Origin of the sequence: Roseateles sp. (genome assembly GCF_965262435.1) — a bacterium.
GTDB lineage: Bacteria > Pseudomonadota > Gammaproteobacteria > Burkholderiales > Burkholderiaceae_C > Paucibacter_A.
Window position 1 is genome coordinate 2757439 of sequence record NZ_OZ253537.1, and the last position, 26446, is coordinate 2783884.

Genomic DNA, 26446 nt, shown 5'->3' on the forward strand with positions numbered 1-26446 from the left:
GGTGGTGGCCCCCTAGAATCCGCGCCATGAGCAATTTCCCCATCGGGCTGCAGCCGCGCTGCTTCGCCCTGGTGCCGGCCGCCGGCATCGGCGCCCGTTCCGGCGCGGCCGGCCCCAAGCAGTACGTGCCGCTGGCCGGTCGGCCCATGATGGCCCACACCCTGGAGGCCCTGGCCCAGGTGGCGGCGCTGGAAGCCACCTTGGTGGTGCTGGCGCCCGAAGACGATCAGTTCGAGGCTGCCATCCCGGAGTTCCAGGGCGGGCGCGCCTGGCTGGCCCGGGTCGGTGGTGCCAGCCGCGCCGAGACCGTCAGCGCCGGCCTGACCGAGCTGATGGCGCGCGGCGCCCAGGCCCATGACTGGGTGCTGGTGCACGACGCAGCGCGCTGCCTGATCCGCCCGGAATGGGTGCTGCGCCTGATCGAAGCCTGCGCCGAAGACGAGGTGGGTGGCCTGCTGGCCTTGCCGCTGGCCGACACCCTCAAGCAAGCCGAGGCCGGCCGCGTCGCCGCCACCGTGGACCGGCGCCACAAATGGGCCGCCCAGACGCCGCAGATGTTCCGCCTCGGCTTGCTGAAGCCCGCGCTGATGATGGCCGGCGATTCGGTCACCGACGAGGCCAGTGCCGTCGAGGCGCTCGGTCATGCGCCGCTGCTGGTCGAGTCACCGATGGAGAACTTCAAGGTTACGTGGCCGGCGGACTTCGCCCTGGCCGAGCGCCTGCTGAAGAGCCGCTGAAACTGGCCGGCAGGCCAGGATCGCACCGAACCGCAGTTCGTCGAGCCTGGCTGCAGTTCATGCCGAGGATTCGTAAAACTGAACTTTCATTGTTGAATTCTGTAATTTGGTATTACGATGCGCTACCAAATTGAGTTCAGCGAGAGGAGAGTTCCATCATGAGCAGCCCCGAAGTCCTGATCCAGGTCCTGCGCAGCGAGATGCGCGCTGCCGGCATCACCTACAAGCAATTGGGCCAGCGCCTGGAGATGAGCGAGTCCAGCATGAAGCGCATGTTCTCCCAAGGGGACATGAGCTTGTCGCGGCTGGCGCAGATCTGCAAGGCAGTCGGCGTGGCGATGGAGGATGTGCTGCGCCAAGCGGCCGACGCCACGCCACACGCCGATACGCTGACCCTGGCGCAAGAGCGCAGCTTGGTCAGCGACCCCAAGCTCTTGCTGGTGGCCATCTGCTGCCTCGGGCATTGGACGCTGGAGCAGATCGTCGAGACCTACACGATCAGCGAGACCGATTGCATCCGCTACCTGGTCAAGCTCGACCGCCTGGAGCTGATCGAGCTCAAGCCGCTGAACCGCTATCGCATGCGGGTGTCGATTGCCTTCCACTGGCTGCCCGACGGCCCGGTGCAGAACTTCTTCCGCAAGTACGTGGTCAACGACTACTTTGCCGGCCGCTTTGATGGCACGGGTGAGGCTTTGCTTTGTGTGCATGGCCGCCTGTCCAACCCGAGCGCTCAGGAATTGGTGCAGAAGATCCGCCAGCTGGCCGCTGAGTTGGCGCGTTTGCACCAGGACGATCAGCGCCTGCAAGCCAGTGAGCGTGATGGCTTCACCCTGCTGCTGGGTCTGCGCTCCTGGGAGTTCGAGCAGTTCACGGCCATGCGCCGCAGCAAGAACGACTGAGGGTCAGTGAGCCCGGCGCGCTACCAGGTTGGGCCGAGGAAGAGGTAGGCCGAGGTGTCGCCGCGGCGGGTGCTGCCGGCCCCCAGATAGAAGGGGCCGAAGCGGGTGTCGAAGGCCAGGAACGCGCTGCCCGCCAGCTTCAGCTGCTCGCGCGCAAAGGACTCGCGGTCCCGGATGATGCCGCCCAGCTCCAGCGACATGCCGGCGCGGATGGCACCGCCCAGACCGAGCGGCATGTCGCCAATGCGGCGCGCCATCACCAAGCGGGCGAAGCCGATGGTGCGGCCGCTGAGCGAGTTCTCCGTCGTGCCTGACAGACGCAGGAATCCGCCCAGGCTGCCGCCGGTGCTGCCCAGGGCTGCGTGGCTCCACTCGGTGTAGAGATGGCCGGCCCAGCGGCCGGCGCGGAAGGCGGCCATGCCGATGGCGTCGAAATTCAGGTAGTCGCTGCCGCTGTCGGACCTGACGTACTGGGCGCGTGTGCCCAGCAGGTAGCCGCGGCTCGGAAATGCCAGGGAATCGAGCGTGTCGGCGCGCAGCTGCAGGAAGCTGGCGCGGAAGCCGTTCCGCTCCAGGGTCCGCTCGTCCGGCTCGGGGATCAGCACCTTGCTGCTGCCGGAGACCCGAGCCAGGCCGAAGCGCACATCGCCCCAGTTGGACAGGCGCCGGCCGAAGGCAATCTGGGATTGCGTCTGCTCGTTGCTGATCCGCATGCGGCGCCGGCCATTGATGTCGTGCAGGTCGCCATTGCTCGCGCCCAGCTCCACACTCATGTCGACATACCAAGGCGAGCCGGCGCCCAGGGGCTGGATCAAGTCCAGGGACAGGCCGCGATCCTCGCCCAGGCTGGCATAGCTGCGCAATTCGGCACCCCAGCGGTTGAGCCAGGTGCTGACATGCATGGCGCTGATGCTGAAGCGGTTGGTGTCACCGAAATTACTTTGCAGGGCCAGGCCGAAGCGCAGGCGGTTGTGGGCCCATTCAGCCTCTTGCACATGCAGGGTTACATGGCGCTGATCGCCCTGGTCGCTGATTTGGGCGTCGATGCGTTCGAAATCTCCCAGGCCGTAGAGGGCTGCCGTGGCGCGCTTGATGTCCTCGGGGCCGGTGAGTTCACCCAGCTTGAGGCCAAGCTCTTCGCGCAAGGCCTTGGGGTTGCTGCGCTGCGTGCCCTCGATCTTCAAGCTGGCCAGGCGCAAGGCCATCTGCGACAGGGGTTCCGGTTCGCGCAAGCGCAGGCGCTCGAAGCTCGCGTACTGCGCGTCGTCCACGGCCAGGCCGAGCAGGCGCTCCTGGGCGGCCAGGGCCGAGCGCTGGCCCGAGGCCATGGCTTCGCCAAAACGGTCGAAGTCCATGAAGCCGATATTGCCCAGGTCGGGGTCGATCAACACATCCACGCCCTTGAGTTCGCGCAGGGACTGGGCCACGTTCTGGTTGGTCAGGATCTGCAGCATCTGGTTGGCCACGCCGACCGCGCTGGTGATCTCGCGCTCTTCCAGCAGGGGCGATCCGACATTGACGGCGATGATCAGCTCCGCCCCCATCTTGCGGGCGATGTCCACGCCCAAGTTGCGCACCAAGCCGCCGTCCACCACTGCGCGGCCGTTGACCCGCACCGGCGAGAACACGCCGGGCACGGCCATGGAAGCACGCATGGCCAGGAACAGCGGCGTGTCCACCATCTCGACCAGGTCGCCATTGAGCAGGTCGGTGGCCAGGGCGCGGAAGGGCAGGCGCAGGCGATTGATGGGGGTTTCGGCCTGCTCGCCGCGCACCAGGCTTTCCAGCGCGGCTTCCAGCGCGCTGTTGCCCGCCGCGGATGGCGGCAAGGTGGTGCGGCCGCCGCGCGGGTCAACGCCGAGTTCCAGGCGGGACGGAATCAACTGATCCTCTTCACGGCGCCGGTAGCTGAGGTTCTGGCGTGGCGGCCGGTCGGCCAGCACGGCGGGCCAGTCGGTGTGCTGGACGAACTCTTCCAGCTCCTCGATGCTACGGCCCGAGGCATAGGCACCGCCGACCACGGCGCCCATGCTGGTGCCGACCACCAGATCGACCGGGATCTTGAGCTGCTTCAGCACCTTGAGCACGCCGATATGGGCCAGGCCGCGTACGCCGCCCCCCGAAAGCACCAGGCCGACCTTGGGCCGTTGGCCCTGGGCGTTCATCAGCAGGCTGGGCAGCTGCGGGTCGCCGGGCAACACGGTCTGGGCCCAGGCGCCGCCGCTGCTCAGGAGGGCGCACAGGATGGCGCAACCGGTGGCCAGGTTCGGGCGGAGCAAGCGGTGGAGCAAACGGTGGCGCAAACGGTGAAGCAAGAGCATGGGCAGCGGTGCAAAAGTGGCGAGGCGTAGCAGGCGGACAGGTCGCCACGATAGCGCGTTCGAGGCTGGCGATACGCTAAGCTGCGCCGCATTGGAACTCCTGGCCGCCACTGCGCCCACTCGTCATGCCCCTGAACGACCCCGCCCCCGCTCCTTCAAACCCTTGGTCTGCGCTGCGCATTGGCGAGGGTTGGGACACCCATGCCTTGGTCGAAGGCCGGCCACTGGTGCTGGGCGGCGTGACCATCCCGCACAGCCACGGCCTGCTCGGTCATTCGGATGCCGACGCTTTGGCGCATGCCATCACCGACGCTTTGCTCGGGGCTGCCGCGCTGGGCGATATCGGCAAGCTCTTCCCGGACACCGCGGTGGAATTCAAGGGTGCCGATTCCATGGTTTTGCTGGCCGAGGCCTATCGACAGGTGAAGGCCGCCGGCTGGCAGATCGTCAACCTGGACAGCACCATCGTCGCGCAGGCGCCCAAGATGGCGCCGCACATCCTGGCTATGCGCAGCCGCCTGGCCGAAGTGCTGGGCATCGAGTTCGCGCGGGTCAATGTGAAGGCCAAGACGGCCGAGAAAATGGGCCCGGTGGGCGAGGGCAAGGCGATCGAGACGCGGGCGGTCTGCCTGCTGATGGCCGGGGGCTGAACGGCTCAGAGCTTGAGAATTTTTGTCGCGCAGTAAAAAATTTTCGAGCTCTCAGTTCGCGCGCTGCAGGCGAATCAGGGTCTGCAGGCCGCCGTCAACGGCATTGCCGATGCGCAATTGCCCGCCCAGGCGCAACACCGATTTCTCGACGATGGCCAGGCCCAGACCGGCGCCGTTGGCGGCCGTGCGTGCCGCATCACCGCGGAAGAAGGGTGTGGTCAGGCGCGCCAGCATCGCGGCGGGCACGCCCGGTCCGTGGTCGCGCACCTGCAACGTGACCCAAGGGCCGCTCTGGGTGCAGGTGACTTCCACCAAGGCCGCCACATCGGGGGCATGGCCGTAGCGGCGCGCGTTCTCGAAGAGGTTCAGCAACACCCGGGCCAACTCCGTTTCGTCGGCCCAGACCTTGGTGCCCGAGGGCAGGGCCACGGCGATGCGGATCTGCTCCGGCCAGCGGAAAGCTTGGGCCTCGCGCTCGACCAGGGCGGCCAGCTCCAGGGGCTCGCGCCGCAGCTCGTTGGGCCGCGCGTAGTCCATGAATTTGTGAATGATGGCATCGAGCTGGTCGATGTCCTGGGCCATGAATTGGCGTGCTTGCTCGTCGGGCACGCTCATCTCGGCCTCCAGGCGCAGCCGGGCCAGGGGTGTGCGCAGGTCGTGCGAGATGCCGGCCAGCATCACGGCGCGGTCTTCCTCGACCTTGGCCAGCTCGCGCGCCATGCGGTTGAAGCCGGTGTTGACGTCGCGGATCTCGCTGGTGCGGGTGGTTTCGTCCAGGCGCGAGTCGTACTCGCCCTCGCGGATGCGGTGGGCCGCTTCGCTGAGCGCGCGCAAGGGCTGGTTGATCAGCCGGGTGATGGCAGCCGAACCGAGCACGCTGGCGATCAGGGCGATCACCAGCCACCAGCCCTTGCCCGAGAGGCTGACCGAGACCGGCGCCGCGCTGGTCTGCAGCCAGTAGGCATCCGGGCCGATGCTGAAGCGAACCCACAGGCCGGCTTCGTCGTTGACGCTGCGTGCCACCACGGTGTTCGGCCCCAGGCTCTGGCGCAGCTCGGCGGCCAGGCGCATGGCAAAGGTGTTGATGTCATAGGCCAGCCAGCGGTCGGTCTCTTCCGCCACCCGCACCTTGACGGTGTTGCTGCGCGCCAGCGACTTGAGGGTGGTGACGCGGTTGATGGCGTCGCTGCCTTCCAGCGCCACCCGGCTCAGATTGACCAGGCCGGCCAGCTGCTGGGCGGCCTGCAAAGCCCGGGGCTCGGCCTCCAGCACCTTGAAGGTCTGCTGCCATGCCAGCACGCCACCGGCCAGCAGCAGGGCCAGCAGGGCAAACGTGCGCCAGAACAGGTTCAGTGCGAACTCCGGCTTGGGCAAGGACGCAGAGGCGATTGGCACTCAGCTGGCTTCATCAGGCACAAACACATAACCAACGCCCCAGACGGTCTGGATGTAGCGGGGCTGGGTCGGATCGGTTTCCAGCAGCTTGCGCAGGCGCGAGATCTGCACGTCCAGGCTGCGATCAAAAGGCTCGAAATCACGGCCGCGCGCCAGCTGGGCCAGCTTGTCGCGCGAAAGCGGTTGGCGCGGGTGCCGCACCAGGGCCTTGAGCATGGAGAACTCGCCGGTGGTCAGGGGCAGCACCTCGCCGCCACGGGCCAGGCGACGCTGCGCCAGATCGAACTCGAAGGGCCCGAAGCTCACCGTCATCGGCTCCTTCGAGGGCGCGCCAGGGGCTTCCAGGGCCGGACGGCGGCGCAGCACGGCGTTGATCCGGGCCAGCAGCTCGCGCGGGTTGAAGGGCTTGGCCAGGTAGTCGTCGGCGCCGACTTCCAGGCCAACGATGCGGTCCACCTCTTCGACCTTGGCGGTCAGCATGATGATGGGGGTGTTGTCGCTGGCCGCGCGCAGGCGCCGGCAGATGGTCAGGCCGTCTTCGCCTGGCAGCATCAGGTCGAGCACGATCAGGTCCACGGTTTCGCGGGTCAGGTGCTTGTTGAGGGCGCGGCTGTCTTCGGCCAGCAGCACCTCGAAACCTTCCTGAGTCAGGTAGCGGCGCAGCAGTTCACGGATACGGGCGTCATCGTCGACGACCAAGATGCGGTTGGGCCGGGGGTTGCTGGTGCTGGTCATGGCCGGGTCCTGAGTGCTTTGAATTTGTAACAGAGCCATTGTCAGCCGGTTTTTCGCACTTGCAGCTCGGCGGTGACCAGCGTTACAGCTCGTTAACAATTTTCCGGCCATCGGCCTTGCAAGCTTGTGCGTTGTGACCAGCTAAGCTGTTCCGGCTTGCCATGCCCCACAAGGAGAACCCGCATCATGAAGAAGCACAAGACCCGCAAGATCCTCGCCGCCGCCCTGGGCGGCCTGCTGCTGCAGGCCAGCGCCCAGGCGGCCCCGGGCGACCAGTTGCCGCGCGACCGACTCAATCTCTCGGCCACGGCCAGCGTCGAGGTGACCCGCGATGTGCTGGGCGTGGTCTTCAGCACCAGCAAAGAAGGCAGCGACGCCGGCGCCGTGCAGCAAGCGCTGAAGCAGGCGCTGGACAGCGCCCTGGCCGAGGCGCGCAAGATCGCCAAGCCGGGCCAGGTCGAGGTGCAGACCGGCAACTTCTCGCTCTATCCGCGCTATGCGGCCAAGGGCGGCATCAATGGCTGGCAGGGCAGCGCCGAGCTGGTGGTCGAGGGGCGTGACAGCGCCGCCATCGCCCAGCTGACCGGCCGCATCGGCAGCATGAGCATCGCCCGCGTCGGCTACAGCCTGTCCAAGGCCCAGCGTGAGAAGGTCGAGGCCGATGTGGTGGCTCAGGCCATCGCGCTCTACAAGACCCGAGCGGCCGACTACGCCAAGCAGTTCGGCTACCCGGGTTTTCAGATCGGCGAGGTCAGCGTCAACACCGGCGACAACGCGGCCCAGCCCATGGCGGCGCCACAGGTCCGCTACAAGGCGATGGGCGCTTCGGCTGAGATGGCCCTGCCGGTGGAAGCCGGCCAGGCCACGGTCAGTGCCACGGTCAATGGCTCGGTCTTGCTGGTGCGCGAGGCGATTTCACGCTGAAGCCTTGCCCGGGCCGGGCACGCCGGATTTATTGCGCTGTCCAGCCGCCGTCCAGGCTCCAGGCCTGACCCTGCACATTGCTGGCCGCGCCGGAGCACAGGAAAGCGGCCAGCTCGCCCAGCTGCTCGGGCGTGGTGAACTGCAGCGATGGCTGCTTTTCCGCCAGCAGGCGGCGCTTGGCTTCTTCGCCGTCCACGCCGTCCGCCAGCGCTCGCGCGTCCACCTGCTTTTGCACTAGCGGGGTCAGTACCCACCCGGGGCAGATGGCATTGGCCGTCACGCCGCTGGTGGCGATCTCCAGGGCCACCGATTTGGTGAAGCCCACCAGACCATGCTTGGCCGCCACATAGGCTGACTTCTGCGCCGAGGCCACCAGGCCATGCACCGAGGCCACATTGATGATGCGGCCCCAGCCCTTGCTCTTCATGCCGGGCAGGGCCAGGCGGGTGGTGTGAAAGGCCGAGCTCAGATTGATGGCGATGATGGCGTCCCAGCGCTCGACCGGGAAGCTCTCGACCGGCGCCACATGCTGGATGCCGGCGTTGTTGACCAGGATGTCACAGCCGCCGAATTCGCTCTGGGCATAAGCCATCAAGGCCTCGATCTCGGCCGGCTTGCTCATGTCGGCGCCGTGGTAGCCGACGCGAATGCCGTGAGCCTGTCCGGCTGCCTGCACCTCAGCGAGCGGGCCTTCATGGTCGCCAAATCCGTTCAGCACAATGTTCGCGCCCTGGCGTGCCAGTACCAGCGCCATGCCCAAACCAATACCGCTGGTTGAGCCAGTAATCACGGCGCATTTGCCTTGAAGCATCAGGATTCCTTTCGAGGGTTGCTAGGATGGACTGTAGTGGGACTTGCGAAAAACCGTTCCAGCGTCGTTCTGACGTACTGCCTGCGGCGTCATGCCTGGCTGGCACGGCTTTTCGCAAGTCCTCGTTTTTTGGATCTCAATCATGGCCGAACCACAACTGAATTTCGTGAAATGCCTGGGGCAGGGCGGACTGCACCGCATGGCCTATTGGGAGTGGCCCTGCCGCGCTGCCTTGCCGGTGGGTGAGAAAGCGCCGGTGCTGGTCTGTGTGCATGGCCTGTCGCGCCAGGGGCGGGACTTTGATCAGTTGGCGCAAGCCCTGAGCGAGCGCTACCGCGTCATCTGCCCCGATGTGGTCGGCCGCGGCCGCTCGGACTGGCTGGCCCAGCCGGCCGGCTACCAGGTGCCGGCCTATGTGGCCGATATGGTGACCTTGCTGGCCAGGCTGGACGTGGATCAGGTCGATTGGGTGGGTACCTCCATGGGTGGTTTGATCGGCATGGGCCTGGCCAGCTTGCCGGGCAGCCCTGTGCGCCGTTTGGTGCTCAACGATGTGGGGCCGACCATCCAGTTCGACGCCTTGCAGCGCATCGGCCGCTATCTGGGCCAACCGCGGCATTTCGCCAGCGTGGCGGAGGGCTCGGACTACCTGTTGAGCATCTCAGCGAGCTTCGGCCCGCACACGGCCGAACAATGGGCGGCCTTGTCTGCGCCCATGTTCAAGCCCGAGGGTGAGGGCTTCAAGCTGCACTACGACCCGCAGATCGCCCAGGCCTTCCATGCCGTGACGCCCGACTTGGCTCAGGCCGGCTCGGCCGCGCTTTGGTATGCCTTTGACGCGCTGCGCTGCCCGACGCTCTTGCTGCGCGGCGCCGAGTCGGACCTGCTCAGCACGGAAACGGCGCAGGCCATGACGCAGCGTGGCCCGCGCGCCCAGTTGCGTGAAATCGCCGGCGTCGGTCATGCGCCGACCCTGGTGCAGCCCGATCAGATTGCACTCGTGCGGGCATTTCTCGAGGCGGCATGAAAACAGGTTTGACCAGCCAGGCGCCGGCCCTGGATCAGGCGGCGCCCATCGTGGCATTGCTGGACACGCCCGCGAGCGGTCTGCCCTCCGAGGCCTTGCCCTTTGCCCGCGCCCGGGCGTTTGCTGAGCCATTGCTGGCCGGCCAGCCCTTGGATACCGGCGAGGACGCCCTGGCCCATGCCGATGGCGTGGCCGCCATCCTGGCCGGCATCGGCGCTGCGCCGACCATGCAGGCGGCCTCCTACTTGGTCTATGCCGGCGAGTATCTGCAGAAGCCCGAGGAAATCGTCGCCAAGGCTTTCGGCGAGTCTTACGCCAGCCTGGTGCTGCACACCCGGCGCCTGGTGCAGATCCAGCGCGCTGCGCGCGAGGCGCGGGTGGAGGACGAGCGCCGTGGCGAGCAGACCGAGCGCGTGCGCAAAATGCTGCTGGCCTTCTCGCGTGATCTGCGCGTGGTGCTCTTGCGCCTGGCTTCGCGCCTGCAAACTCTGCGCTACTTTGCCGCCTCCAAGCGGCCTTGCCCGGCCAGTCTGGCCCAGGAAACGCAGCAGGTCTTCGCGCCCCTGGCCAACCGCCTGGGCATCTGGCAGATCAAATGGGAGCTGGAGGACCTGTCCTTCCGTTTTTCCCAGCCCGAGGCTTACCGCGAAATTGCGCGGGCTCTGGACGAAACCCGGGTGCTGCGCGAGCAAGGTATCGAGGCCACCCGCGCGGCCCTGCAGGCCGATCTGCAAGCCCATGGCCTGCAGGCGCTGGTGCAGGGCCGGCCCAAGCACCTCTACAGCATCTACAAGAAGATGCAGGGCAAGAGCCTGCAACTGGAGCGGGTCTTCGATCTGCGCGCCCTGCGGGTGGTGGTGCCGACGGTGGCCGACTGCTATGCCGTGCTGAGTCGCTTGCATGAGCAGTTCACGCCCGTCGCCGGAGAATTTGACGACTACATCGCCCGGCCCAAGCCCAATGGTTATCAGTCTCTGCACACCGTGGTTCAGACGGCCGACGGCAGGGCCATGGAGGTGCAGATCCGCACGCAAGCCATGCACGAGCATGCCGAACATGGCGTGGCGGCGCACTGGGCTTACAAGGAAGCGGGGGCGCGCGGCTATGCCGGCGTCAGCGCCGCAGGTGAGTTCGAAGATCAGGTGGCGCAGGCGCGCAAGGCCGTGCTGCGTCAGCTGCTGGCCTGGGAGCGCGACTTTGTCGAAGGCCATCCGGAGGATGCGCGGCCTGAAGCCGGCGATGGGCAGGCTTTGTTCGATGAGCGCATCTATGTGTTCACGCCCCAGGCCACCATCATTGAGCTGAGCGCCGGCGCCACGCCGGTGGATTTTGCCTACGCCGTGCACACCGACCTGGGCCACCGCTGCCGCGGTGCCAAGGTCGATGGCGCCATGGTGCAACTGAACACGCCGCTGCAAAGCGGACAGACCGTGGAGATCACCGCGGCCAAGGAGGGCGGCCCCTCGCTGGACTGGCTCAACGCCGAGCTTGGCTACCTGCAAAGCCAGCGTTCGCGGGCCAAGGTGCGCGCCTGGTTCAATGTGCTGGCTCAGGCGCAGACGGCGGCGCGCGGCCGCGAGGCGGTGGAGAAGCTGCTGCAACGCGAAGGCAAGACGGCGGTCAAGCTGGAAGACTTGGCCGCGCGCCTGGGCTTCAAGAGCGCTGACGCTCTGTTCGAGGTGGTGGGCAAGGACGAGTACTCGCTGCGCAATATCGAGCTGCTGCTGCGCCCGCCCGTGCCCGAGCCCGACAACGACGAGCTGCTGGCCCAGCGCCGCACCAAGCCCACGCGGGGCGGCCCGCGCGGCGGCGTACTGGTGGTGGGCGTCGATTCGCTGCTGACCAATCTGGCCCGTTGCTGCCGGCCGGCGCCGCCGGATGCCATCGGCGGCTATGTCACCCGCGGCAAAGGCGTGGCCATCCATCGCCTGGATTGCAGCAATTTCCGCCAGATGGCCCAGCAGGCCGGTGAGCGGGTGATCGAAGTCGAGTGGGGTGGGGCGGCAACGGCCGGGAGCGGCGCCAAGGGGCCGGCCATGTACCCGGTCGATGTGGTGGTCGAGTCCAACGATCGCCAAGGCCTGCTGCGCGATGTGTTGGAAGTCTTCGCCAAGGAGAAGATGAACGTCATCGCCGTCAACACGCAGTCGGTCAAGTCGGCGCGCAGCGACACCGCCTGGATGAATTTCACGGTCGAAGTGGCCGACTCCGGCCGCCTGGCCCAGGTGCTGCGCAGTGTCGCCCAGGTCAGCGGCGTGAGGGCTGCGAGAAGAAAATAGAAGTTTTTTCAGCAAAGACTAGACAGACCTTAAAAACGTGGGCTATACTGCGAAGCTCTTGAGGCGCGTAGCTCAGCTGGTTAGAGCACCACCTTGACATGGTGGGGGTCGTTGGTTCGAGTCCAATCGCGCCTACCAAAATACGTAAGTAAGACGGTAGGCGTTACTCTCAAGTAACGTTGTTGCAGAAGCCCGGTAGATCCCAGATCTCCCGGGTTTTTTGCTTTTCGGGCCCGGCATCTGCGTGTCGCCTGGCTTGGGTCTGAAGAGGGGTGGTGAGCTGTGCTCAAATGCGGCGCCTCTCCTGTATCTTCACCGCTCTCGATTCTCTATCGCCGTATCCCGATGACTTCCGCGGACCACCCCAGTCGCCTCGATCAGTTGGATCAGCTGAGCATGACGGAGATCCTGCGTTGGCAGGCCCGGCTGGAGCAGGAGCTCAAGCGCCGGTTCGAATTCAGCCGGGCGCTCTTGTTTTCGGACATGGTTGGTTCCTCGAGCTATTTCCAGCGCTTTGGCGATGCGGCAGGGCGCCAGTTGCAGCAGATCCACCAAGATCTCTTGCAGGCTGCGGCAAGTCAGCATGGCGGGCGCGTGGTCGATACCGCCGGGGACGGCGTCTTCCTGGTCTTTTCCGACAGCGCACAGGCCTTGGCCGCGGTGCAGCAGGTGCAGGCGCAACTCAGCGAGCGCAATCTCGCCCATGCCCGGCCGCACCAGCTGCAGCTCCGTATGGGGCTGCATTGGGGGCGCGTGCTCAGCGACGGGCAGTCGGTGTCTGGCGATGCAGTCAATTTTTGCGCCCGGGTCTTGGCTTCGGGCGAGCCGGGCGAGGTGCGCTTGAGTCGCGAGGCCTTTCAGGAGCTGCCTGCTGCATGGCGCGTGCAATGCCGGCCGCTGGCGCCGACCTTGCTCAAGGATGTGGCCGGCGCGGTCGAGCTGATGGCTTTCGATTGGCGTGACCGCAGCACCTTTCCTACCCATGTCTTGATCGGGGACGCCAAGGAGCCCCAGGCCTTGCCTCTGCTGGACATCATCAGCTTTGGTCGTCTGCGTGAGCATGAGGGCGTGCCTGCCAATGATGTGGTGCTCTCTCATGTTGATCCGTTACAGGCTTTGCAGATCAGCCGCTGGCATTTCGAGCTGCGCTGCGGGGCGCAGTGCATGGTTCTGAGGGCCTTGTCCGACAGCGTCACCTTGGTCGACGGCCAGCCGGCGCCCAAAGGCCAGGACCTGCCGGTGCGGGTCGGTTGCCGCATTGACGTGGCCCATGTCCTCAGCCTGCGCCTGCTGGCGCCCTTGTCCCGTCATGCGCCTGATGCCGACCAGACCTTGGTCAGCCTGAGTCGCGCCCGACTTGATCTGGCGGCCGTGGCCGCCGCCGGCCCGCTTCCGGGGGAAATCCCCGCCGGTTTGAACCGCCCGGGCTCCTAGAATATTGCTGCACCTGCACAACATCCTGTGCCGGTCGGATAAGGAGCATCCATGGTGACGGCCCGTAGAGGCAGCAAGGCAGCAGGCATGGGGTCATCCCCGGCTGGCGGCAGCGATGAAGCACAAGCGCCCGCCGTGCGCGTGCTCAAGAAGTACCCGAACCGCCGTCTTTATGACACCCAGACCAGCAGCTACATCACGCTGGCTGATGTCAAGCGGATGGTGCTGGATGGGCAGACCTTTGAGGTTCGCGATGCCAAGACGGCTGAAGACCTGACGCGCAGCATCCTGCTGCAAATCATCCTGGAAGAAGAAACCGGGGGCGTGCCGATGTTCAGCACCGCCTCGTTGGAGCAGATCATTCGTTTTTACGGCCATGCCATGCAGGGCGTGATGGGCGACTATCTGGAGAAGAATGTCCAGACCTTTGGTGCTCTGCAGAGCAAGTTTGCCGAGCAAAGCCAGGGCCTGGCCTTTAGTCCGGAGCTCTGGACCCAGTTTCTCGGCGCCCAGGCGCCGGTGATGCAGAACCTGATGGGCGGCTATGTCGAGCAGAGCAAGAACCTGATCGAGCAGATGCAAGAGCAGATCAAGCAGGCCGGGGCCATGTTTCCGGTGATGCCAGGAATGCCGGGAATGCCCGGCTTTGGCGGCAAGAAGTAGGGCGCGGGCCGATGCCGGCGGCTGGCTCAGGCAAAATCGGGGGATGAGCGAAACCATCACCCCTAGCCCGGCCGCCGCGCCTGCCGCAGCCGCCCCCAAGATCGGCTTTGTGTCCTTGGGCTGTCCCAAGGCCCTGACCGACTCCGAGCTGATCCTCACCCAGCTGCGGGCCGAGGGCTATGAAACTTCCAAGACCTTTGCCGGCGCCGACCTGGTGATCGTCAACACCTGCGGCTTCATCGACGATGCCGTCAAGGAAAGCCTGGACACCATCGGCGAGGCCCTGGCCGAGAACGGCAAGGTCATCGTCACCGGTTGTCTGGGTGCCAAGGCCGGCGCCAGCAGCAGCGATGCCGGCAGCCTGGTGCGCGAAATGCACCCCAGCGTGCTGGCCGTGACCGGCCCGCATGCCACCCAAGAAGTGATGGATGCGGTGCACACCTATGTGCCCAAGCCGCACGACCCCTTCATCGACTTGGTGCCCGAGTCGCGCGGCATTGCCGGCATCAAGCTGACGCCCAAGCACTATGCCTACCTAAAGATCAGCGAGGGCTGCAACCACCGCTGCACCTTCTGCATCATTCCCAGCATGCGCGGCGATCTGGTCTCGCGCCCGGTCGGCGATGTGCTGAACGAGGCGCGCGCGTTGTTCGAGTCGGGCGTCAAGGAATTGCTGGTGGTCAGCCAGGACACCAGCGCCTACGGCGTGGACGTCAAGTACCGCACCGGTTTCTGGGACGGCAAGCCGGTCAAGACCCGCATGCTGGACCTGGTCGCACAGATGGGCGAGTTGGCCAAGCAGCACGGCGCCTGGGTGCGCCTGCACTATGTCTATCCCTATCCGCATGTCGACGAGGTGCTGCCCTTGATGGCCGAGGGCCTGATCCTGCCCTACCTCGATGTGCCGCTGCAGCATGCCCACCCCGATGTGCTCAAGCGCATGAAGCGCCCGGCCAGCGGCGAAAAGAATATGGAGCGCATCCTGCGCTGGCGCGAGACCTGCCCGGATATCGTCATCCGCTCGACCTTCATTGCGGGCTTCCCTGGCGAGACCGAAGAAGAATTCCAGTACCTGCTGGACTTCATGAGTGAAGCTCGCATCGACCGCGCCGGCTGCTTTGCCTACTCGCCGGTGACTGGCGCCACGGCCAATGAGCTGCCAGGCGCGCTGCCGATCGAAGTGCGTGAAGAGCGCCGCGCCCGTTTCATGCAGATTGCCGAAGCCGTTTCCATCGACAAGCTGCGCGCCCGCGTCGGCGCCACCATGCAGGTGCTGCTCGATTCCGCGCCGGCTCTCGGCCGCAAGGGCGGTGTCGGCCGTACTTATGCCGACGCGCCCGAGATTGACGGCACGGTGCGCCTGTTGCCGCCCGAGAAGGCCAGCAAGACGCTCAAGGTGGGCGAGTTCACTCGAGCACGCATCGTCGCGGTTGAGGGCCATGACTTGATCGGCATGCCGATCTGAGCCCTGTTCGATCTGAGTCAGAATCAAAGCGGGCTTCGGCCCGCTTTGTTTTTTCAGCGCCCTTCTAGGACCTCATCGTGAGCAAGCACGCCCCAGCCCCAGACCTCGCATTGGCCACTCAGCAAATCCACCATCCTTACCAGCCGCCTGAAGGCTGGGCGGCCCATCCGGTCGGCGTGTACAAGGCCTCGACGGTGCTGTTCAAGAACACCGCAGATCTGCATCAATACCGCCCGCGTGACGGCAAAAGCTACCGCTACGGCCTGCATGGCACGCCGACCAGCTACACCTTGGGTGCGCGCATCGCCAGCCTGGAAGGCGCCGAACATTGCCTGCTGGTGCCCAGCGGCTTGGCGGCCGTGACCCTGGTGTCGCTGAGCCTGCTGCGGCCCGGTGACGAGGTGCTGGTGCCGGACAATGTCTATGGACAAAACCGTTACTTGAGCGAATCGCTGTTGCCGCAGTTTGGCATCCAGCATCGTTTTTACGATCCGCTCGATGTGGAGGGCTTCAGTGCGCTGATCAACGAGAAGACCAAGCTGGTCTGGCTGGAGGCGGCGGGATCCATCACGCTGGAGTTCCCGGACCTGATCGGTCTGCTCCGGGTCTGCCGTGAGCGCGGCATCACCACGGTGCTGGACAACACCTGGGGCGCCGGAGTGGCTTTCAAGGCTTTCGACCTCTTGCCTGAGAGTGAACCCGGTTTTGGCGTCGACATCTCCATGCACGCGCTGACCAAATACCCCTCGGGTGGTGCCGATGTGCTGATGGGCTCGGTCTGTACCCGTGACCTGGCCCTGCACGAGCGCATGAACTACATGCACGAGCACCTGGGCTACGGCCTGGGGCAAAACGATGTGGAGCTGGTGCTGCGCAGCCTGCCAACGCTGGAGCTGCGCTACGGGGCCCAGGATGCGACGACGCGGGCGCTGGCCGCCTGGATGGAGGCGCAGCCGGCGGTGGCTCAGGTGCTGCATCCGGCCTTGCCCGGCTCACCGGGCCATGCGCACTGGCGCGAAGTCAGCAGCGGAGGTGCGGCTTGTTTGTTCTCGGCGGTTTTCCAGCCGCAGTACAGCGCGGCGCAGGTTGATGCCTTTGTCGATGCGCTGCAGTTCTTTGGCATCGGCTACTCCTGGGCGGGCCCCATGAGCCTGGCCGTGCCCTACAACATGAGCCGCAGCCGCTCGCTGGGTCTGCCCTATCGCGCGGGGCATCTTGTGCGATTTGCTATCGGCCTGGAGGCGGAGGCCGATCTGCGCGCCGATCTTGCGCAGGCCCTGTCGGTACTGGAAACCTGAGCTCAGCTGCGCGTCTTGGTGGCCTGCCGCATCAGCTGGCCTTTCTCTTTTTCCCAGTCGCGCTTCTTCTCGGTGTCGCGCTTGTCGTGCTCGGCCTTGCCCTTGGCCAGGCCGATCTCGGCTTTGACGAAGCTGCCCTTGTAGTGCAGGTTCAAAGGCACCAGGGTGAAGCCGCGCTGCTCGACCTTGCCAATCAGGCGGCGGATGTCGCCCTTGCTCATCAAGAGCTTGCGGGTGCGATCCGCCAGCGGGCTGACGTGGGTGGACGCCGTGCGCAGCGGGTTGATACGACAACCGATCAAGAAAAGCTCGCCATTCTTGATCAGCACATAGCCATCGGTCAGTTGCACCTGGCCGGCACGAATCGCCTTGACCTCCCAGCCTTCCAGCACGATGCCGCATTCATGCCGCTCGTCGATGAAGTAGTCGAAGCGGGCGCGCCGGTTCTCGGCGATCGGGGCAGTGGACACGGCGGCCTTGGCCTTTGGTGGCGGACGCGAGCCGTGGTTGTGAGCGGTGGCAGCAGTGGACATGAATCTCGATTCTGGGTGGGCGGCTTGGGTCAGCTTGGGCGGGCCTGGCGCGCCAATACAATCCGGCCATTGTATGAAGCGCTATGAAACACGTTAGGAAGTCTGTTTTGCTCTGGTACTCGCCGCGCGAGATGTACGAGCTGGTGCTCGGGATCGAACGCTACCCCGAGTTCCTGCCCTGGTGCGAACGCGCGGAGGTGCTCGATCGTCAGGACGAGTCGGTGACTGCCCGCCTGTCTTTGGCCTACGCCGGGGTGCGCCACGCCTTCACCACCCGCAACACCCATGTCAGCGATCGCCGTGTCGGCATGGCCCTGGTCGATGGGCCTTTCTCTTCATTGGACGGCGTCTGGAATTTCCTGCCTTTGAGCAAGCCGGGCAGCGACAGTGCGGAAGAGGTGGCCTGCAAGATTGAGTTCGAGCTCAGCTACGCGTTTTCCAGCGTGGCCTTGGAGGCTGTGGTCAGCCCGGTCTTCGACCGCATCGCCAACACCTTTGTCGATCGTTTTGTGCAGCGCGCGGAAAGCGTCTATGGTCCGCGTTGATCTGGAGCCGGCTGTCCTTTCCATCGAGTTGGTCTGGAGCTTGAAGGCGGGAGAGTTGTGCCGCGTCGATCTGCAGCTGCCTTCGGGCAGTACCTTGGGGCAGGCCTTGCAGGTCTGTCCAGAGTTCGCATCTGTGCTGCCGCGGCTCAGTGAATTCAAGCTGGGCATCTGGGGGCGGCAGCAGCCGCTTGCGACCCCGCTGCGTGACCGCGACCGCATCGAGGTCTATCGCCCCTTGACTGTCGACCCCAAGGAGGCGCGACGTCAGCGCTACAAGGACCGCGGCGAGCGCATCGTTTCGCGCCACCGGCCGCTGGCTGGCAAGACCAGCCGTCAGGCCTGAAAGCCGGCCGGCTGGCAGGCCTCCGGGCTCATTGGCATTCGCTGGCGATCGCGGCCCGGCTGCGTTGAATCTCTTCGGCGCGCTGCCGGTCGTCGATGATCACCGTTTCGCCGCGCTCATTGCGCCGGCTGATGCGCATGCCATCTTGCAACATACGCAGGTTCTCCTGGGCGCGGCTGCAGTTCTCGCGCTTTTGTTCGGCGAAGCGTCGGTCTTCCTGCTTCTGCTTTTCTTGGGCTTCGCGCTCTTGCTGTTTCTCCAGCTCCTTTTGGCGGGCTTGACGGTCCAGCTCGGCTTTGCTGGGGCTGCTGCTGGGCGCCGAGGCGGCGCTGGCGGCCGCATCGGCCTTGCTGCCGAAAGGAACGATGAAGACCGGCGGAGGCTTGTAGCCGGCCGGGCGTTGCAAGATATCCTTGTCCGGCGTGCCATGAGGGGGCGGCAGGTCGCTGATCTGCAGGCGACCCGAGCCATCGCGCCATTTCCACTGCGCCTGTGCGGGCAGGGCGATGCACAGCATGAGGGCCAGGCTCATCCAAGCTGCCCAGCGCTGGGTGCGAAGGGCGGTCGGAGCTTGGCCCGAATGAGTCGTAGAAAGGCTGATTTTCATGGGCGAAGTGTAGCGGCCCCGGTTGCTTGACGTCGCCTCGCAAACTGCGTCAATTTGCGCAAATTCAGCGTGTCACAGCCGTGCGCGGGAAAAGCAGGCCCCGTCCTCCGTATAATGCCGCTTTGCGACTGGAGCTTCCCTCATGCGCCTTTTAGGAAAAGCGCTCACCTTCGACGACGTGTTGTTGGTGCCAGCGTTCTCCCATGTGTTGCCTCGCGACACCTCTCTCGCCACCCGGCTGTCCCGCAATATCCGTCTGAACCTGCCCCTGGTCTCTGCGGCCATGGATACGGTGACAGAAGCGCGCCTGGCGATCGCCATCGCGCAAGAGGGTGGCATCGGCATCGTGCACAAAAACCTCTCGGCCGAGCGCCAGGCGATCGAGGTCGCCCGCGTCAAGCGTTATGAGTCGGGCATCGTGCTGGAGCCCTTCACCATCACGCCGTCGACCACGGTGCGCGAAGTGGTCGAGTTGCAACGTCTGCACGGCGTCTCTGGCTTCCCGGTGCTGGAAGGCAAGAAGGTCGTCGGCATCGTCACCGGCCGTGATGTGCGCTTCGAGACCCGCATGGACCTGGCCGTTCGCGAGATGATGACCCCGGCTTCCGCCCTGGTCACTGTCAAGGAAGGCGCCTCGCTGGAAGAGGCCAAGGCCTTGATGCACAAGCACAAGCTGGAGCGCGTGGTCGTCATCAATGACGCCTTCGAGTTGCGCGGCCTGATGACCGTCAAGGACATCACCAAGCAGACCAGTTTCCCCAATGCCGCCCGCGATGCCCAAGGCAAGCTGCGTGTCGGTGCTGCCGTCGGTTTCGGCGATGACACCGAAGAGCGCGTGGCCATGCTGGTCAAGGCCGGCGTGGATGCCCTGATCGTCGACACCGCCCACGGCCACAGCGCCGGTGTGCTGGAACGCGTGCGCTGGGTCAAGCAAAACTTCCCCGGCGTGGATGTGATCGGCGGCAATATCGCCACCGGTGCGGCTGCTCTGGCCTTGGTCGAAGCCGGCGCCGACGGCGTCAAGGTCGGCATCGGCCCCGGTTCCATTTGCACCACCCGCATCGTCGCCGGTGTGGGCGTGCCCCAGATCACCGCCATCGACAATGTCGCCACCGCCTTGCGCGGTACCGGCGTGCCGGTGATCGCCGACGGTGGCGTGCGCTTCTCAGGTGACCTGGCCAAGGCCATCGCTGCGGGCGCCGATTGCGTGATGATGGGTGGCGCCTTTGCCGGCACCGAGGAAGCCCCTGGCGACCTGATCCTGTACCAGGGCCGTTCTTACAAGAGCTACCGTGGCATGGGTTCCATGGGTGCGATGGCCAAGGGTTCGGCCGATCGCTACTTCCAGGACACCTCGGCCAACAATCCCAACACCTCCAAGCTGGTGCCGGAAGGCATTGAAGGCCAGGTGCCGTACAAGGGTTCGGTGGTGCAGGTCATCTTCCAGATGGCCGGCGGCTTGAAGGCTTCGATGCACTACTGCGGTTGTGCCACGATTGCCGACATGCAGAACAAGGCTGAGTTCGTGGAGATCACCTCGGCCGGCATGCGCGAAAGCCATGTCCACGATGTGCAGATCACCAAGGAAGCACCGAACTACCGTTCCGAGTGAGGCTGAAGTCCCGCCGCCTGCGCTGAGGCCTCAGGGCAGGGCGGGGCGTCGGGGAACTTCCAGAAAAGGGGCTTTGGCCCCTTCTTTCTTTTCTTCGTACGCGGCTTCAAGCCGTCAAAGCAAGGAAATCGATTGAGCGAGCGAGTGACAGAAGGCAGTGGCCAGCAGGGCGGTAAGGTCAGGTCGGCCGGCATGGGCTTCATCTTGATTGCCGTGCTGATCGACATGATCTCGATCGGCCTGATCATTCCCGTGCTGCCGCCCTTGGTGGGCACCTTCACCCAGGGCCCATCCGAGCACACGCTGGCGCAGCTGGCCGTGGCCTTTGCCTTCGGCATCGCCAATTTCTTCGGTTCGCCCATTCTGGGCGGCCTGTCGGACCGCTACGGCCGCCGCCGCGTCATGCTGATCGGCTTCTCGGGCCTGGCGCTGAGCTTCTTCGTCACTGCCATGGCCGATGCGCTGTGGATGCTGATCGTGGTGCGTCTGTTCTCGGGTGCCATGCAGGCCAATGCGGCCGTGGCCAATGCCTATGTGGCCGACATCACGCCGCCGGCCGAACGCGCCAAGCGCTTCGGCATGCTCGGCGCCGCCTTCGGCATGGGCTTCATCCTGGGGCCGGTCATGGGCGGCTTGCTTGGCGACATCAATCTGCACCTGCCCTTCTATGTGGCCGGTAGCATGGCGGTGCTGAACTGGATGTATGGCTTCTTCGTGCTGCCCGAGTCGCTGAAGCCCGAGAATCGCCGCGCCTTTGACTGGCGCCGTGCCAACCCGCTCAAGTCCCTGAGTCGCGTGCGCGATCTCAAGGGCGTGGGGCCTCTGGTTTATGTGCTGGCGCTCAGCGGCCTGGCGCAGATGATTCTGCAGAGCAGCTGGGTCATGTACACCACCTACAAATTCGGCTGGGGCCCCAAGGACAACGGCCTGTCCCTGTTCGCCGTCGGCGTGATGGCGGTCTTGGTCCAGGGCGTGTTCCTCAAGCACATCCTCAAGCGCGTGTCGGCTGCACGCCTGGTGCTGCTCGGCCTGGCTTCGGCCGTGCTGACCAACACCATCTGGGGCCTGTCCAGCGCCGGCTGGATGATGTACGCCGCCATTGGCGTGGGCGTGCTCAGTTATGCCGCCGGCCCAGCTTTGCAAAGCCAAATTTCCAATGCCGCCGATGCCCGCAACCAGGGCGAGACCATGGGCGCCATCTCCTCGCTGAACAGCCTGATGGCCGTGATCGCGCCGGTGCTGGGCTTGGGCCTGATCTACTTGGTCAGCGAGCTGCCCAAGGGCGACTGGCGCATTGGCGCCCCGTTCTATTTTTGCGCTGCGCTGCAGGCGCTGTCCCTGTTCTTCGCCTGGCGGCACTTTGCCCGTGTGCCGCAGGAGAGCCCCGTGGAAGCCGCACCTGCCGCCCCAGCCGGACCTTGAATTGAAAATCCAGACAGAGAGTGAAAGACCGACCATGCATGACAAAGTCCTGATCCTTGATTTCGGTTCCCAGGTCACCCAGCTGATCGCCCGCCGCGTGCGCGAGGCCGCGGTGTTCTGCGAAATCCACCCCAACGATGTCTCGGACGAGTTCATCCGCAGCTTCGCGCCCAAGGCCATCATCTTGTCGGGCAGCCACGCCTCCACTTACGAAGACCACGAGCTGCGCGCGCCGCAGGCGGTCTGGGATCTGGGCGTGCCGGTGCTGGGCATCTGCTACGGCATGCAGACCATGGCGGTGCAGTTGGGCGGCAAAGTCGAGTGGAGTGACCACCGCGAGTTCGGCTACGCCGAGGTGCGTGCCCATGGCCACACCAAGTTGCTGGACGGCATCCAGGACCACGCCACGCTGGAAGGCCACGGCATGCTCAAGGTCTGGATGAGCCACGGCGACAAGGTCACCGCGCTGCCGCCCGGCTTCAAGCTGATGGCCGAGACGCCCAGCTGCCCGATCGCCGGCATGGCCAACGAGGAAAAGGGCTATTACGCCGTCCAGTTCCACCCTGAGGTGACACACACGCTCAAGGGCCAGGCCATGTTGACCCGCTTCGTGCGCGACATCGCTGGCTGCAAGGGCGACTGGATCATGGGCGACTACATCGAAGAAGCTGTGGCCAAGATCCGCGAGCAGGTCGGTGATGAAGAGGTCATCCTGGGCCTGTCCGGCGGCGTCGATTCCTCGGTCGCCGCGGCCCTGATCCACCGCGCCATCGGCGACCAGCTGACCTGTGTCTTCGTCGACCACGGCCTGCTGCGCCTGAACGAAGGCGATATGGTCATGGACATGTTCGCTGGCAAGCTGCACGCCAAGGTGATCCGCGTGGACGCCAGCGAGCTCTTCCTGGGTCAGCTGGCCGGTGTCACCGACCCCGAGAAGAAGCGCAAGATCATTGGCGGCCTGTTCGTCGATGTGTTCAAGGCCGAGGCGGCCAAGCTCAAGGCGGCCGATGCGGGCGCCAAGGGCGCCAAGTGGCTGGCTCAAGGCACCATCTACCCCGATGTGGTGGAAAGCGGCGGCACCAAGACCAAGAAAGCCACCACCATCAAGAGCCACCACAACGTCGGTGGCCTGCCCGAGCAACTGGGCCTGAAGCTGCTGGAGCCTCTGCGCGAGCTGTTCAAGGATGAAGTTCGGGCCCTGGGTGTGGAGCTCGGCTTGCCGCCCGAGATGGTCTACCGCCATCCCTTCCCAGGCCCCGGCTTGGGCGTGCGCATCCTTGGCGAAGTGAAGAAGGAATACGCTGACCTGCTGCGCCGTGCCGACGCCATCTTCATCGAAGAGCTGCGCGGCTGGAAAGACGAGGCCAGTGGCAAGAACTGGTACGACTTGACCAGCCAGGCTTTCACTGTCTTCCTGCCGGTCAAGAGCGTGGGCGTGATGGGCGACGGCCGCACCTACGACTATGTCGTGGCCCTGCGCGCGGTGGTCACCAGCGACTTCATGACCGCCGATTGGGCCGAGCTGCCCTACGGCCTGCTGCGCAAGGTCTCGGGCCGCATCATCAATGAGGTGCGCGGCATCAATCGCGTCACCTACGACGTCTCGACCAAGCCGCCGGCGACCATTGAGTGGGAGTGAAATATCGTTGTGCCGGGTCGTCCAGAACGATTCGGTGTAACGGTAAAAACCTATGCGCGACAAGGACTTAGTGTCCAAGTTCGTCTAAGGTCTTCCCAGTTCAACCGACATTTGCTGACGGTACTGGTTGCGGTAGTGAAGCACTGGTTCTCGATGACCCGTTTTGATACCGTCAGGCTCGCTGACGGTACTGCTAGCGGTATCAGACGAGGAGAGCCAGATGCTCACAGACATGCAGTTGAAGGCGCTGAAGCCTGCTGAAAAGATCTTCAAAGTGGCCGATCAGCAGGGGCTGTATGCAGCGGTGACTCCCACCGGTGTGATCAGCTTCCGATTTGACTATCGGATACATGGCCGGCGTGAAACGCTGGTGATTGGGAAGTACGACGCCTCTCGGGGTGCTAGGAAGCCGCGGGAAGCGGCCGAGCTGGCCTACGGGCAGGCGGTGACTTTGGCCGAGGCGCGCTTGCTGTTGGCGAAAGCGCATCGATCTGTCGATGTCGGCGAGAGCCCATCACGTTCAAAGACTGACAAGCGACTGGAGGCGGCAGAAGCGCTGACCTTTGGCTCTTGGGCAGAGAAGTACTTTGCCGAGGCAGATTTGGCCGATTCGACCAAGGCAATGCGCAGGTCGGTGTACACAAGGAACCTGGCTGCCGAATTTGGTCGCTTGAAACTGGAAGAGATCACTCCTGCTCGCTTGTTGGCCAGGTGCGAGAAAATCAAGGAACGAGGTGCTGCAGCACCAGCGGTCCACGCCCGCGAAATCGTGCTTCAGGTGTATCGCTTTGTCCAGGCTCGGGGCTTGAAGATTGACAACCCAGCAGAGGACATTCGGCCGAGCGCGATCGCCACCTTCAAGGCGCGAGACCGAGCGCTTTCACCGTCTGAAATCCATGTGTTCTTCAACGCTTTGGAGCAGACGGCGACCATGCCAACCTTGCGTCTGGCCGTTAGGTTCTTGTTGCTGACCTTGGTGCGCAAAACAGAGTTCATCCAAGCCACCTGGGACGAGGTCGATTTCGAGGCGGCGGCCTGGTGCATTCCCAAGGCGCGCATGAAGGCAGGGCGGCCTCATAACGTCTATCTGAGCCAGCAGGCTCTGGACATCCTTGTCGCATTCAAGACCTGCTTCGGTGCCAGTGCCTACCTGCACCCCGGGCGCTACGAAACGAATCTGCCCATCAGCGCAGCGACGCTGAACCGCGTCATCGATGCGACCTTGAAACTGATCCGCGCTCGCGGTGAAGACTTCGAGCCGTTCACGGTCCATGACTTACGCCGCACGGCGAGCACTTTGCTGCATGAGGCTGGCTTCAATACCGACTGGATCGAGAAGTGCCTTGCCCATGAACAGAAAGGCGTGCGCGCCGTCTACAACAAGGCCGAGTACGCCGAGCAGCGACGAGCGATGATGCAGGCGTGGGCCGACATGCTTGACGGATGGATTCATGGGAAGACTGCGGTTGACGCGCCGAGCGAGCACCGGTTCGAGTTCGCGAAGAAAGGCTTGGTGTCTCACTCATAAGCAGGAGCGAGTCAGATGGCAGAGGTGTGCTGGTGTAAGGGGCTGGCTGATGTGGCGTCGAAATCCAAGTTGCATGGGGTGCAAGGGGTAGTGAGTTCGAATCCCACCGTTCCGACCATTTTATTGAAGTAAATCAACGGGTTAGCAGCGAAAGCAGCTAACCCGTTTTTCTTTTCCGGCAGCGATTACGCTCAATGGGTAAACCAATGGGTAAACCGGGGGGTGGCTGTTGGGGTGCTTCGCTGGACGTTTTTGGCCTCAGCCCAACGTACATTTTTGCTGGCGGTGACTTTTTTCTGCGATTTGCGCGGAGCCGGGCGCCGAACCTGGCGCGAGTTCGTGTCATCGGGGATGCCAGCCTCGTTCGTCAGCAAAAGTGCCCCATGCGACGCTTCAACAGGTCGTCGCGAGTGGATCACCATCGATGCTTTTCGGCATCGCCCCGGCGATGCTCGCTATTGAGCGTTCCCACGGTACGAATGCGGCAGCTTTGGTCGGAGCAGTCTTGGGTTATTGCCCGGTGTAGCAGGCCGTGGATACTTCACCAAGCCGCGTGAGTTGCACGATGCCGGCCCAGGCTTGCCTGTTTCTCAAAGAAACCAGCTTTGCCAAGGCTAACCTTGCGCATGCGCCGAGGTGCGCTCCAGCCGTCTGCATAAGGCCTTAGATACAGTTTTTTTCGTGACCCGATATGCGATGAGTGATGATCGACGTACTGAGCCACAAGTAGAGGTCGAGCGCCTCTTGGGCCGATGCATGCTGCGCCTGCAACAGTACGAGTGCTTGATGAAGGCTCTGCTGGTCCACCACGAGTTGGCGGGCCCTGCACGGACCATTGAGACGCAGCTTGCCACTCGCGTCGAGAAGTTTGCTGACAAAACCCTTGGCACGTTGGTCAAGTCTTTGTTCGAGACTTATGCCGTCCCTGACGGCTATGAGCGCGACCTGCTACCAGTAGGCGAAGTGCCCACCGACCATACCTCCCTGGCGGTGAGTCATCGGATCACGATGGAGCCTCAACGGCTGGCCATAACGCGGGCAGCTATCGAGGAATTGGTGGTCATGCGAAACCAGCTGGTGCACCATCTCATTGAGAAATTCGACCTTGGCAGCGACGCGGGTTGCACTGCCGCCCTGGAGCACCTCGAACACTGCTACGAGCGTATTGAACTCCACCACTGCGAGTTGCTCGCCTGGGCTCAGGGTATGGAGAAGGCACGCGCAATGATGGCGGCCTTCGCAGCAACTGAAGCCTTCCATGACATGGTGGTCAACGGCATCGCGCCAGACGGCAGCTTCAGTTGGCCTTTTTCCGGCATCGTTTCGGTGCTAAGGCAGGCTGCCACGGAGCTTTCTGAGGATGGCTGGGCGAGGCTGGAACGGGCCCAGGCTTGGATAGAGGCTGACCACGCCGAGCAGACTCCCGCCAAGTACGGCTGTCGGACCTGGCCGCAGGTGCTTTCGGAATCTCGAATGTTCGACTTGGAGTACCGGGTGAGCGACGATGGTCGTAGGGTGGCCTGGTTTCGCTTGCGGTCCGGGATGTGAATTCGGGGGCTCTTGACGCTGCAATCCA

At 64.5% G+C, this 26446-nt stretch carries 23 protein-coding genes and 1 tRNA gene; 18 read left to right on the forward strand and 6 right to left on the reverse strand.

Annotated elements, in window-relative coordinates; genetic code table 11:
• The first annotated feature begins 26 nt into the window (after positions 1-26).
• Complete coding sequence (gene ispD, locus ACQY39_RS11800) at positions 27-737, forward strand: 2-C-methyl-D-erythritol 4-phosphate cytidylyltransferase (protein WP_428506419.1); 711 nt, start codon at positions 27-29, stop codon at positions 735-737.
• A gap of 158 nt (positions 738-895) precedes the next feature.
• Entirely contained in the window at positions 896-1639 is a 744-nt protein-coding gene (locus tag ACQY39_RS11805; protein ID WP_428506421.1) for a helix-turn-helix domain-containing protein, read from the forward strand.
• Positions 1640-1659: 20 nt separating this feature from the next.
• On the opposite strand, the gene ACQY39_RS11810 is transcribed toward ACQY39_RS11805, so the two are convergent.
• On the reverse strand, positions 1660-3960 hold the full coding sequence (locus ACQY39_RS11810; protein ID WP_428506423.1) for a patatin-like phospholipase family protein: 2301 nt from the start codon (positions 3958-3960) through the stop codon (positions 1660-1662).
• A gap of 125 nt (positions 3961-4085) precedes the next feature.
• Between ACQY39_RS11810 and ispF the strand changes: the two genes are divergently transcribed.
• Entirely contained in the window at positions 4086-4610 is a 525-nt protein-coding gene (ispF, locus tag ACQY39_RS11815) for a 2-C-methyl-D-erythritol 2,4-cyclodiphosphate synthase (protein ID WP_428506425.1), read from the forward strand.
• Between the two features lie 51 nt (positions 4611-4661).
• Here the strand turns inward: ispF and ACQY39_RS11820 are convergent, their stop codons facing one another.
• Together ACQY39_RS11820 and ompR are read right to left on the reverse strand one after the other, a co-directional pair.
• On the reverse strand, positions 4662-6005 hold the full coding sequence (locus ACQY39_RS11820) for an ATP-binding protein (RefSeq protein ID WP_428506427.1): 1344 nt from the start codon (positions 6003-6005) through the stop codon (positions 4662-4664).
• Positions 6006-6740, reverse strand: a complete 735-nt coding sequence (gene ompR / locus ACQY39_RS11825) for a two-component system response regulator OmpR (protein ID WP_428506430.1) — start codon at positions 6738-6740, stop codon at positions 6006-6008.
• Positions 6741-6926: 186 nt separating this feature from the next.
• Between ompR and ACQY39_RS11830 the strand changes: the two genes are divergently transcribed.
• Positions 6927-7664: an SIMPL domain-containing protein gene (locus ACQY39_RS11830; RefSeq protein WP_428506432.1), complete on the forward strand. Its 738-nt coding sequence runs from the start codon at positions 6927-6929 to the stop codon at positions 7662-7664.
• 28 nt (positions 7665-7692) lie between these two features.
• Here ACQY39_RS11830 and ACQY39_RS11835 read toward each other — a convergent pair whose 3' ends face one another.
• Positions 7693-8475, reverse strand: coding sequence for a 3-hydroxybutyrate dehydrogenase (locus ACQY39_RS11835; protein ID WP_428506434.1), 783 nt, complete (start codon positions 8473-8475; stop codon positions 7693-7695).
• 142 nt (positions 8476-8617) lie between these two features.
• On the opposite strand from ACQY39_RS11835, the gene ACQY39_RS11840 reads away from it, so the two are divergent.
• The 7 genes from ACQY39_RS11840 (at position 8618) to ACQY39_RS11870 (ending at position 16641) form a co-directional block, all read left to right on the forward strand.
• On the forward strand, positions 8618-9502 hold the full coding sequence (locus ACQY39_RS11840; protein WP_428506436.1) for an alpha/beta fold hydrolase: 885 nt from the start codon (positions 8618-8620) through the stop codon (positions 9500-9502).
• Entirely contained in the window at positions 9499-11781 is a 2283-nt protein-coding gene (locus tag ACQY39_RS11845; protein WP_428506438.1) for a RelA/SpoT family protein, read from the forward strand. Before ACQY39_RS11840 ends, ACQY39_RS11845 begins: the two co-directional genes overlap by 4 nt.
• Before the next feature lie 61 nt (positions 11782-11842).
• Positions 11843-11919: transfer RNA gene (locus ACQY39_RS11850), tRNA-Val, on the forward strand.
• A gap of 207 nt (positions 11920-12126) precedes the next feature.
• Positions 12127-13215, forward strand: coding sequence for an adenylate/guanylate cyclase domain-containing protein (locus ACQY39_RS11855; protein ID WP_428506440.1), 1089 nt, complete (start codon positions 12127-12129; stop codon positions 13213-13215).
• Between the two features lie 87 nt (positions 13216-13302).
• Positions 13303-13878: a polyhydroxyalkanoate synthesis repressor PhaR gene (phaR, locus tag ACQY39_RS11860; RefSeq protein ID WP_428506442.1), complete on the forward strand. Its 576-nt coding sequence runs from the start codon at positions 13303-13305 to the stop codon at positions 13876-13878.
• 43 nt (positions 13879-13921) lie between these two features.
• Positions 13922-15343 (forward strand): 30S ribosomal protein S12 methylthiotransferase RimO, encoded by a 1422-nt coding sequence (gene rimO / locus ACQY39_RS11865; RefSeq protein WP_428506444.1) that lies wholly within the window; start codon positions 13922-13924, stop codon positions 15341-15343.
• Positions 15344-15420: 77 nt separating this feature from the next.
• Positions 15421-16641 (forward strand): PLP-dependent transferase, encoded by a 1221-nt coding sequence (locus tag ACQY39_RS11870; RefSeq protein ID WP_428506446.1) that lies wholly within the window; start codon positions 15421-15423, stop codon positions 16639-16641.
• 2 nt (positions 16642-16643) lie between these two features.
• On the opposite strand, the gene smpB is transcribed toward ACQY39_RS11870, so the two are convergent.
• Complete coding sequence (gene smpB, locus ACQY39_RS11875; RefSeq protein WP_428506448.1) at positions 16644-17174, reverse strand: SsrA-binding protein SmpB; 531 nt, start codon at positions 17172-17174, stop codon at positions 16644-16646.
• An 83-nt stretch (positions 17175-17257) separates the two neighbouring features.
• Between smpB and ACQY39_RS11880 the strand changes: the two genes are divergently transcribed.
• Both ACQY39_RS11880 and ACQY39_RS11885 read left to right on the forward strand, forming a co-directional pair.
• Entirely contained in the window at positions 17258-17719 is a 462-nt protein-coding gene (locus ACQY39_RS11880; protein ID WP_428506450.1) for a type II toxin-antitoxin system RatA family toxin, read from the forward strand.
• Positions 17706-18062 carry an RnfH family protein gene (locus ACQY39_RS11885; protein WP_428506452.1) on the forward strand — a complete coding sequence of 119 codons (357 nt, stop codon included), beginning with the start codon at positions 17706-17708 and terminating at the stop codon, positions 18060-18062. Before ACQY39_RS11880 ends, ACQY39_RS11885 begins: the two co-directional genes overlap by 14 nt.
• A gap of 28 nt (positions 18063-18090) precedes the next feature.
• Here the strand turns inward: ACQY39_RS11885 and ACQY39_RS11890 are convergent, their stop codons facing one another.
• Positions 18091-18669 carry a DUF4124 domain-containing protein gene (locus ACQY39_RS11890; RefSeq protein WP_428506454.1) on the reverse strand — a complete coding sequence of 193 codons (579 nt, stop codon included), beginning with the start codon at positions 18667-18669 and terminating at the stop codon, positions 18091-18093.
• Between the two features lie 142 nt (positions 18670-18811).
• Here ACQY39_RS11890 and guaB point away from each other — a divergent pair, with 142 nt between their 5' ends.
• The 5 genes from guaB to ACQY39_RS11915 all read left to right on the forward strand — a co-directional run bounded on the left by guaB (position 18812) and on the right by ACQY39_RS11915 (position 26418).
• Positions 18812-20281 carry an IMP dehydrogenase gene (gene guaB, locus ACQY39_RS11895; protein ID WP_263519239.1) on the forward strand — a complete coding sequence of 490 codons (1470 nt, stop codon included), beginning with the start codon at positions 18812-18814 and terminating at the stop codon, positions 20279-20281.
• Positions 20282-20425: 144 nt separating this feature from the next.
• A complete protein-coding gene (locus tag ACQY39_RS11900) occupies positions 20426-21703 on the forward strand; it encodes an MFS transporter (protein ID WP_428506456.1) in 1278 nt (425 codons plus the stop codon).
• Between the two features lie 34 nt (positions 21704-21737).
• Entirely contained in the window at positions 21738-23342 is a 1605-nt protein-coding gene (gene guaA, locus ACQY39_RS11905) for a glutamine-hydrolyzing GMP synthase (RefSeq protein ID WP_428506458.1), read from the forward strand.
• A 220-nt stretch (positions 23343-23562) separates the two neighbouring features.
• The gene (locus ACQY39_RS11910; protein WP_428506460.1) at positions 23563-24870 is read left to right on the forward strand and encodes a tyrosine-type recombinase/integrase; all 1308 of its coding nucleotides are present in this window, start codon (positions 23563-23565) and stop codon (positions 24868-24870) included.
• Between the two features lie 786 nt (positions 24871-25656).
• The gene (locus ACQY39_RS11915) at positions 25657-26418 is read left to right on the forward strand and encodes an OST-HTH/LOTUS domain-containing protein (RefSeq protein WP_428506462.1); all 762 of its coding nucleotides are present in this window, start codon (positions 25657-25659) and stop codon (positions 26416-26418) included.
• Positions 26419-26446 lie beyond the last annotated feature (28 nt).

Excerpts from the sequence above, each read along its gene's own strand:
- guaA (WP_428506458.1), top strand. The coding sequence starts at position 21,738 with ATGCATGACAAAGTCCTGATCCTTGATTTCGGTTCCCAGGTCACCCAG.
- ompR (WP_428506430.1), bottom strand. The coding sequence starts at position 6,740 with ATGACCAGCACCAGCAACCCCCGGCCCAACCGCATCTTGGTCGTCGAC.
- ACQY39_RS11810 (WP_428506423.1), bottom strand. The coding sequence starts at position 3,960 with ATGCTCTTGCTTCACCGTTTGCGCCACCGTTTGCTCCACCGCTTGCTC.
- ACQY39_RS11830 (WP_428506432.1), top strand. The coding sequence starts at position 6,927 with ATGAAGAAGCACAAGACCCGCAAGATCCTCGCCGCCGCCCTGGGCGGC.
- guaB (WP_263519239.1), top strand. The coding sequence starts at position 18,812 with ATGCGCCTTTTAGGAAAAGCGCTCACCTTCGACGACGTGTTGTTGGTG.
- ACQY39_RS11840 (WP_428506436.1), top strand. The coding sequence starts at position 8,618 with ATGGCCGAACCACAACTGAATTTCGTGAAATGCCTGGGGCAGGGCGGA.
- ACQY39_RS11880 (WP_428506450.1), top strand. The coding sequence starts at position 17,258 with ATGAAACACGTTAGGAAGTCTGTTTTGCTCTGGTACTCGCCGCGCGAG.
- phaR (WP_428506442.1), top strand. The coding sequence starts at position 13,303 with ATGGGGTCATCCCCGGCTGGCGGCAGCGATGAAGCACAAGCGCCCGCC.
- ACQY39_RS11835 (WP_428506434.1), bottom strand. The coding sequence starts at position 8,475 with ATGCTTCAAGGCAAATGCGCCGTGATTACTGGCTCAACCAGCGGTATT.
- ACQY39_RS11845 (WP_428506438.1), top strand. The coding sequence starts at position 9,499 with ATGAAAACAGGTTTGACCAGCCAGGCGCCGGCCCTGGATCAGGCGGCG.
- ispD (WP_428506419.1), top strand. The coding sequence starts at position 27 with ATGAGCAATTTCCCCATCGGGCTGCAGCCGCGCTGCTTCGCCCTGGTG.
- ACQY39_RS11885 (WP_428506452.1), top strand. The coding sequence starts at position 17,706 with ATGGTCCGCGTTGATCTGGAGCCGGCTGTCCTTTCCATCGAGTTGGTC.
- ACQY39_RS11890 (WP_428506454.1), bottom strand. The coding sequence starts at position 18,669 with ATGAAAATCAGCCTTTCTACGACTCATTCGGGCCAAGCTCCGACCGCC.
- smpB (WP_428506448.1), bottom strand. The coding sequence starts at position 17,174 with ATGTCCACTGCTGCCACCGCTCACAACCACGGCTCGCGTCCGCCACCA.
- rimO (WP_428506444.1), top strand. The coding sequence starts at position 13,922 with ATGAGCGAAACCATCACCCCTAGCCCGGCCGCCGCGCCTGCCGCAGCC.
- ispF (WP_428506425.1), top strand. The coding sequence starts at position 4,086 with ATGCCCCTGAACGACCCCGCCCCCGCTCCTTCAAACCCTTGGTCTGCG.
- ACQY39_RS11915 (WP_428506462.1), top strand. The coding sequence starts at position 25,657 with ATGAAGGCTCTGCTGGTCCACCACGAGTTGGCGGGCCCTGCACGGACC.
- ACQY39_RS11855 (WP_428506440.1), top strand. The coding sequence starts at position 12,127 with ATGACTTCCGCGGACCACCCCAGTCGCCTCGATCAGTTGGATCAGCTG.
- ACQY39_RS11910 (WP_428506460.1), top strand. The coding sequence starts at position 23,563 with ATGCTCACAGACATGCAGTTGAAGGCGCTGAAGCCTGCTGAAAAGATC.
- ACQY39_RS11805 (WP_428506421.1), top strand. The coding sequence starts at position 896 with ATGAGCAGCCCCGAAGTCCTGATCCAGGTCCTGCGCAGCGAGATGCGC.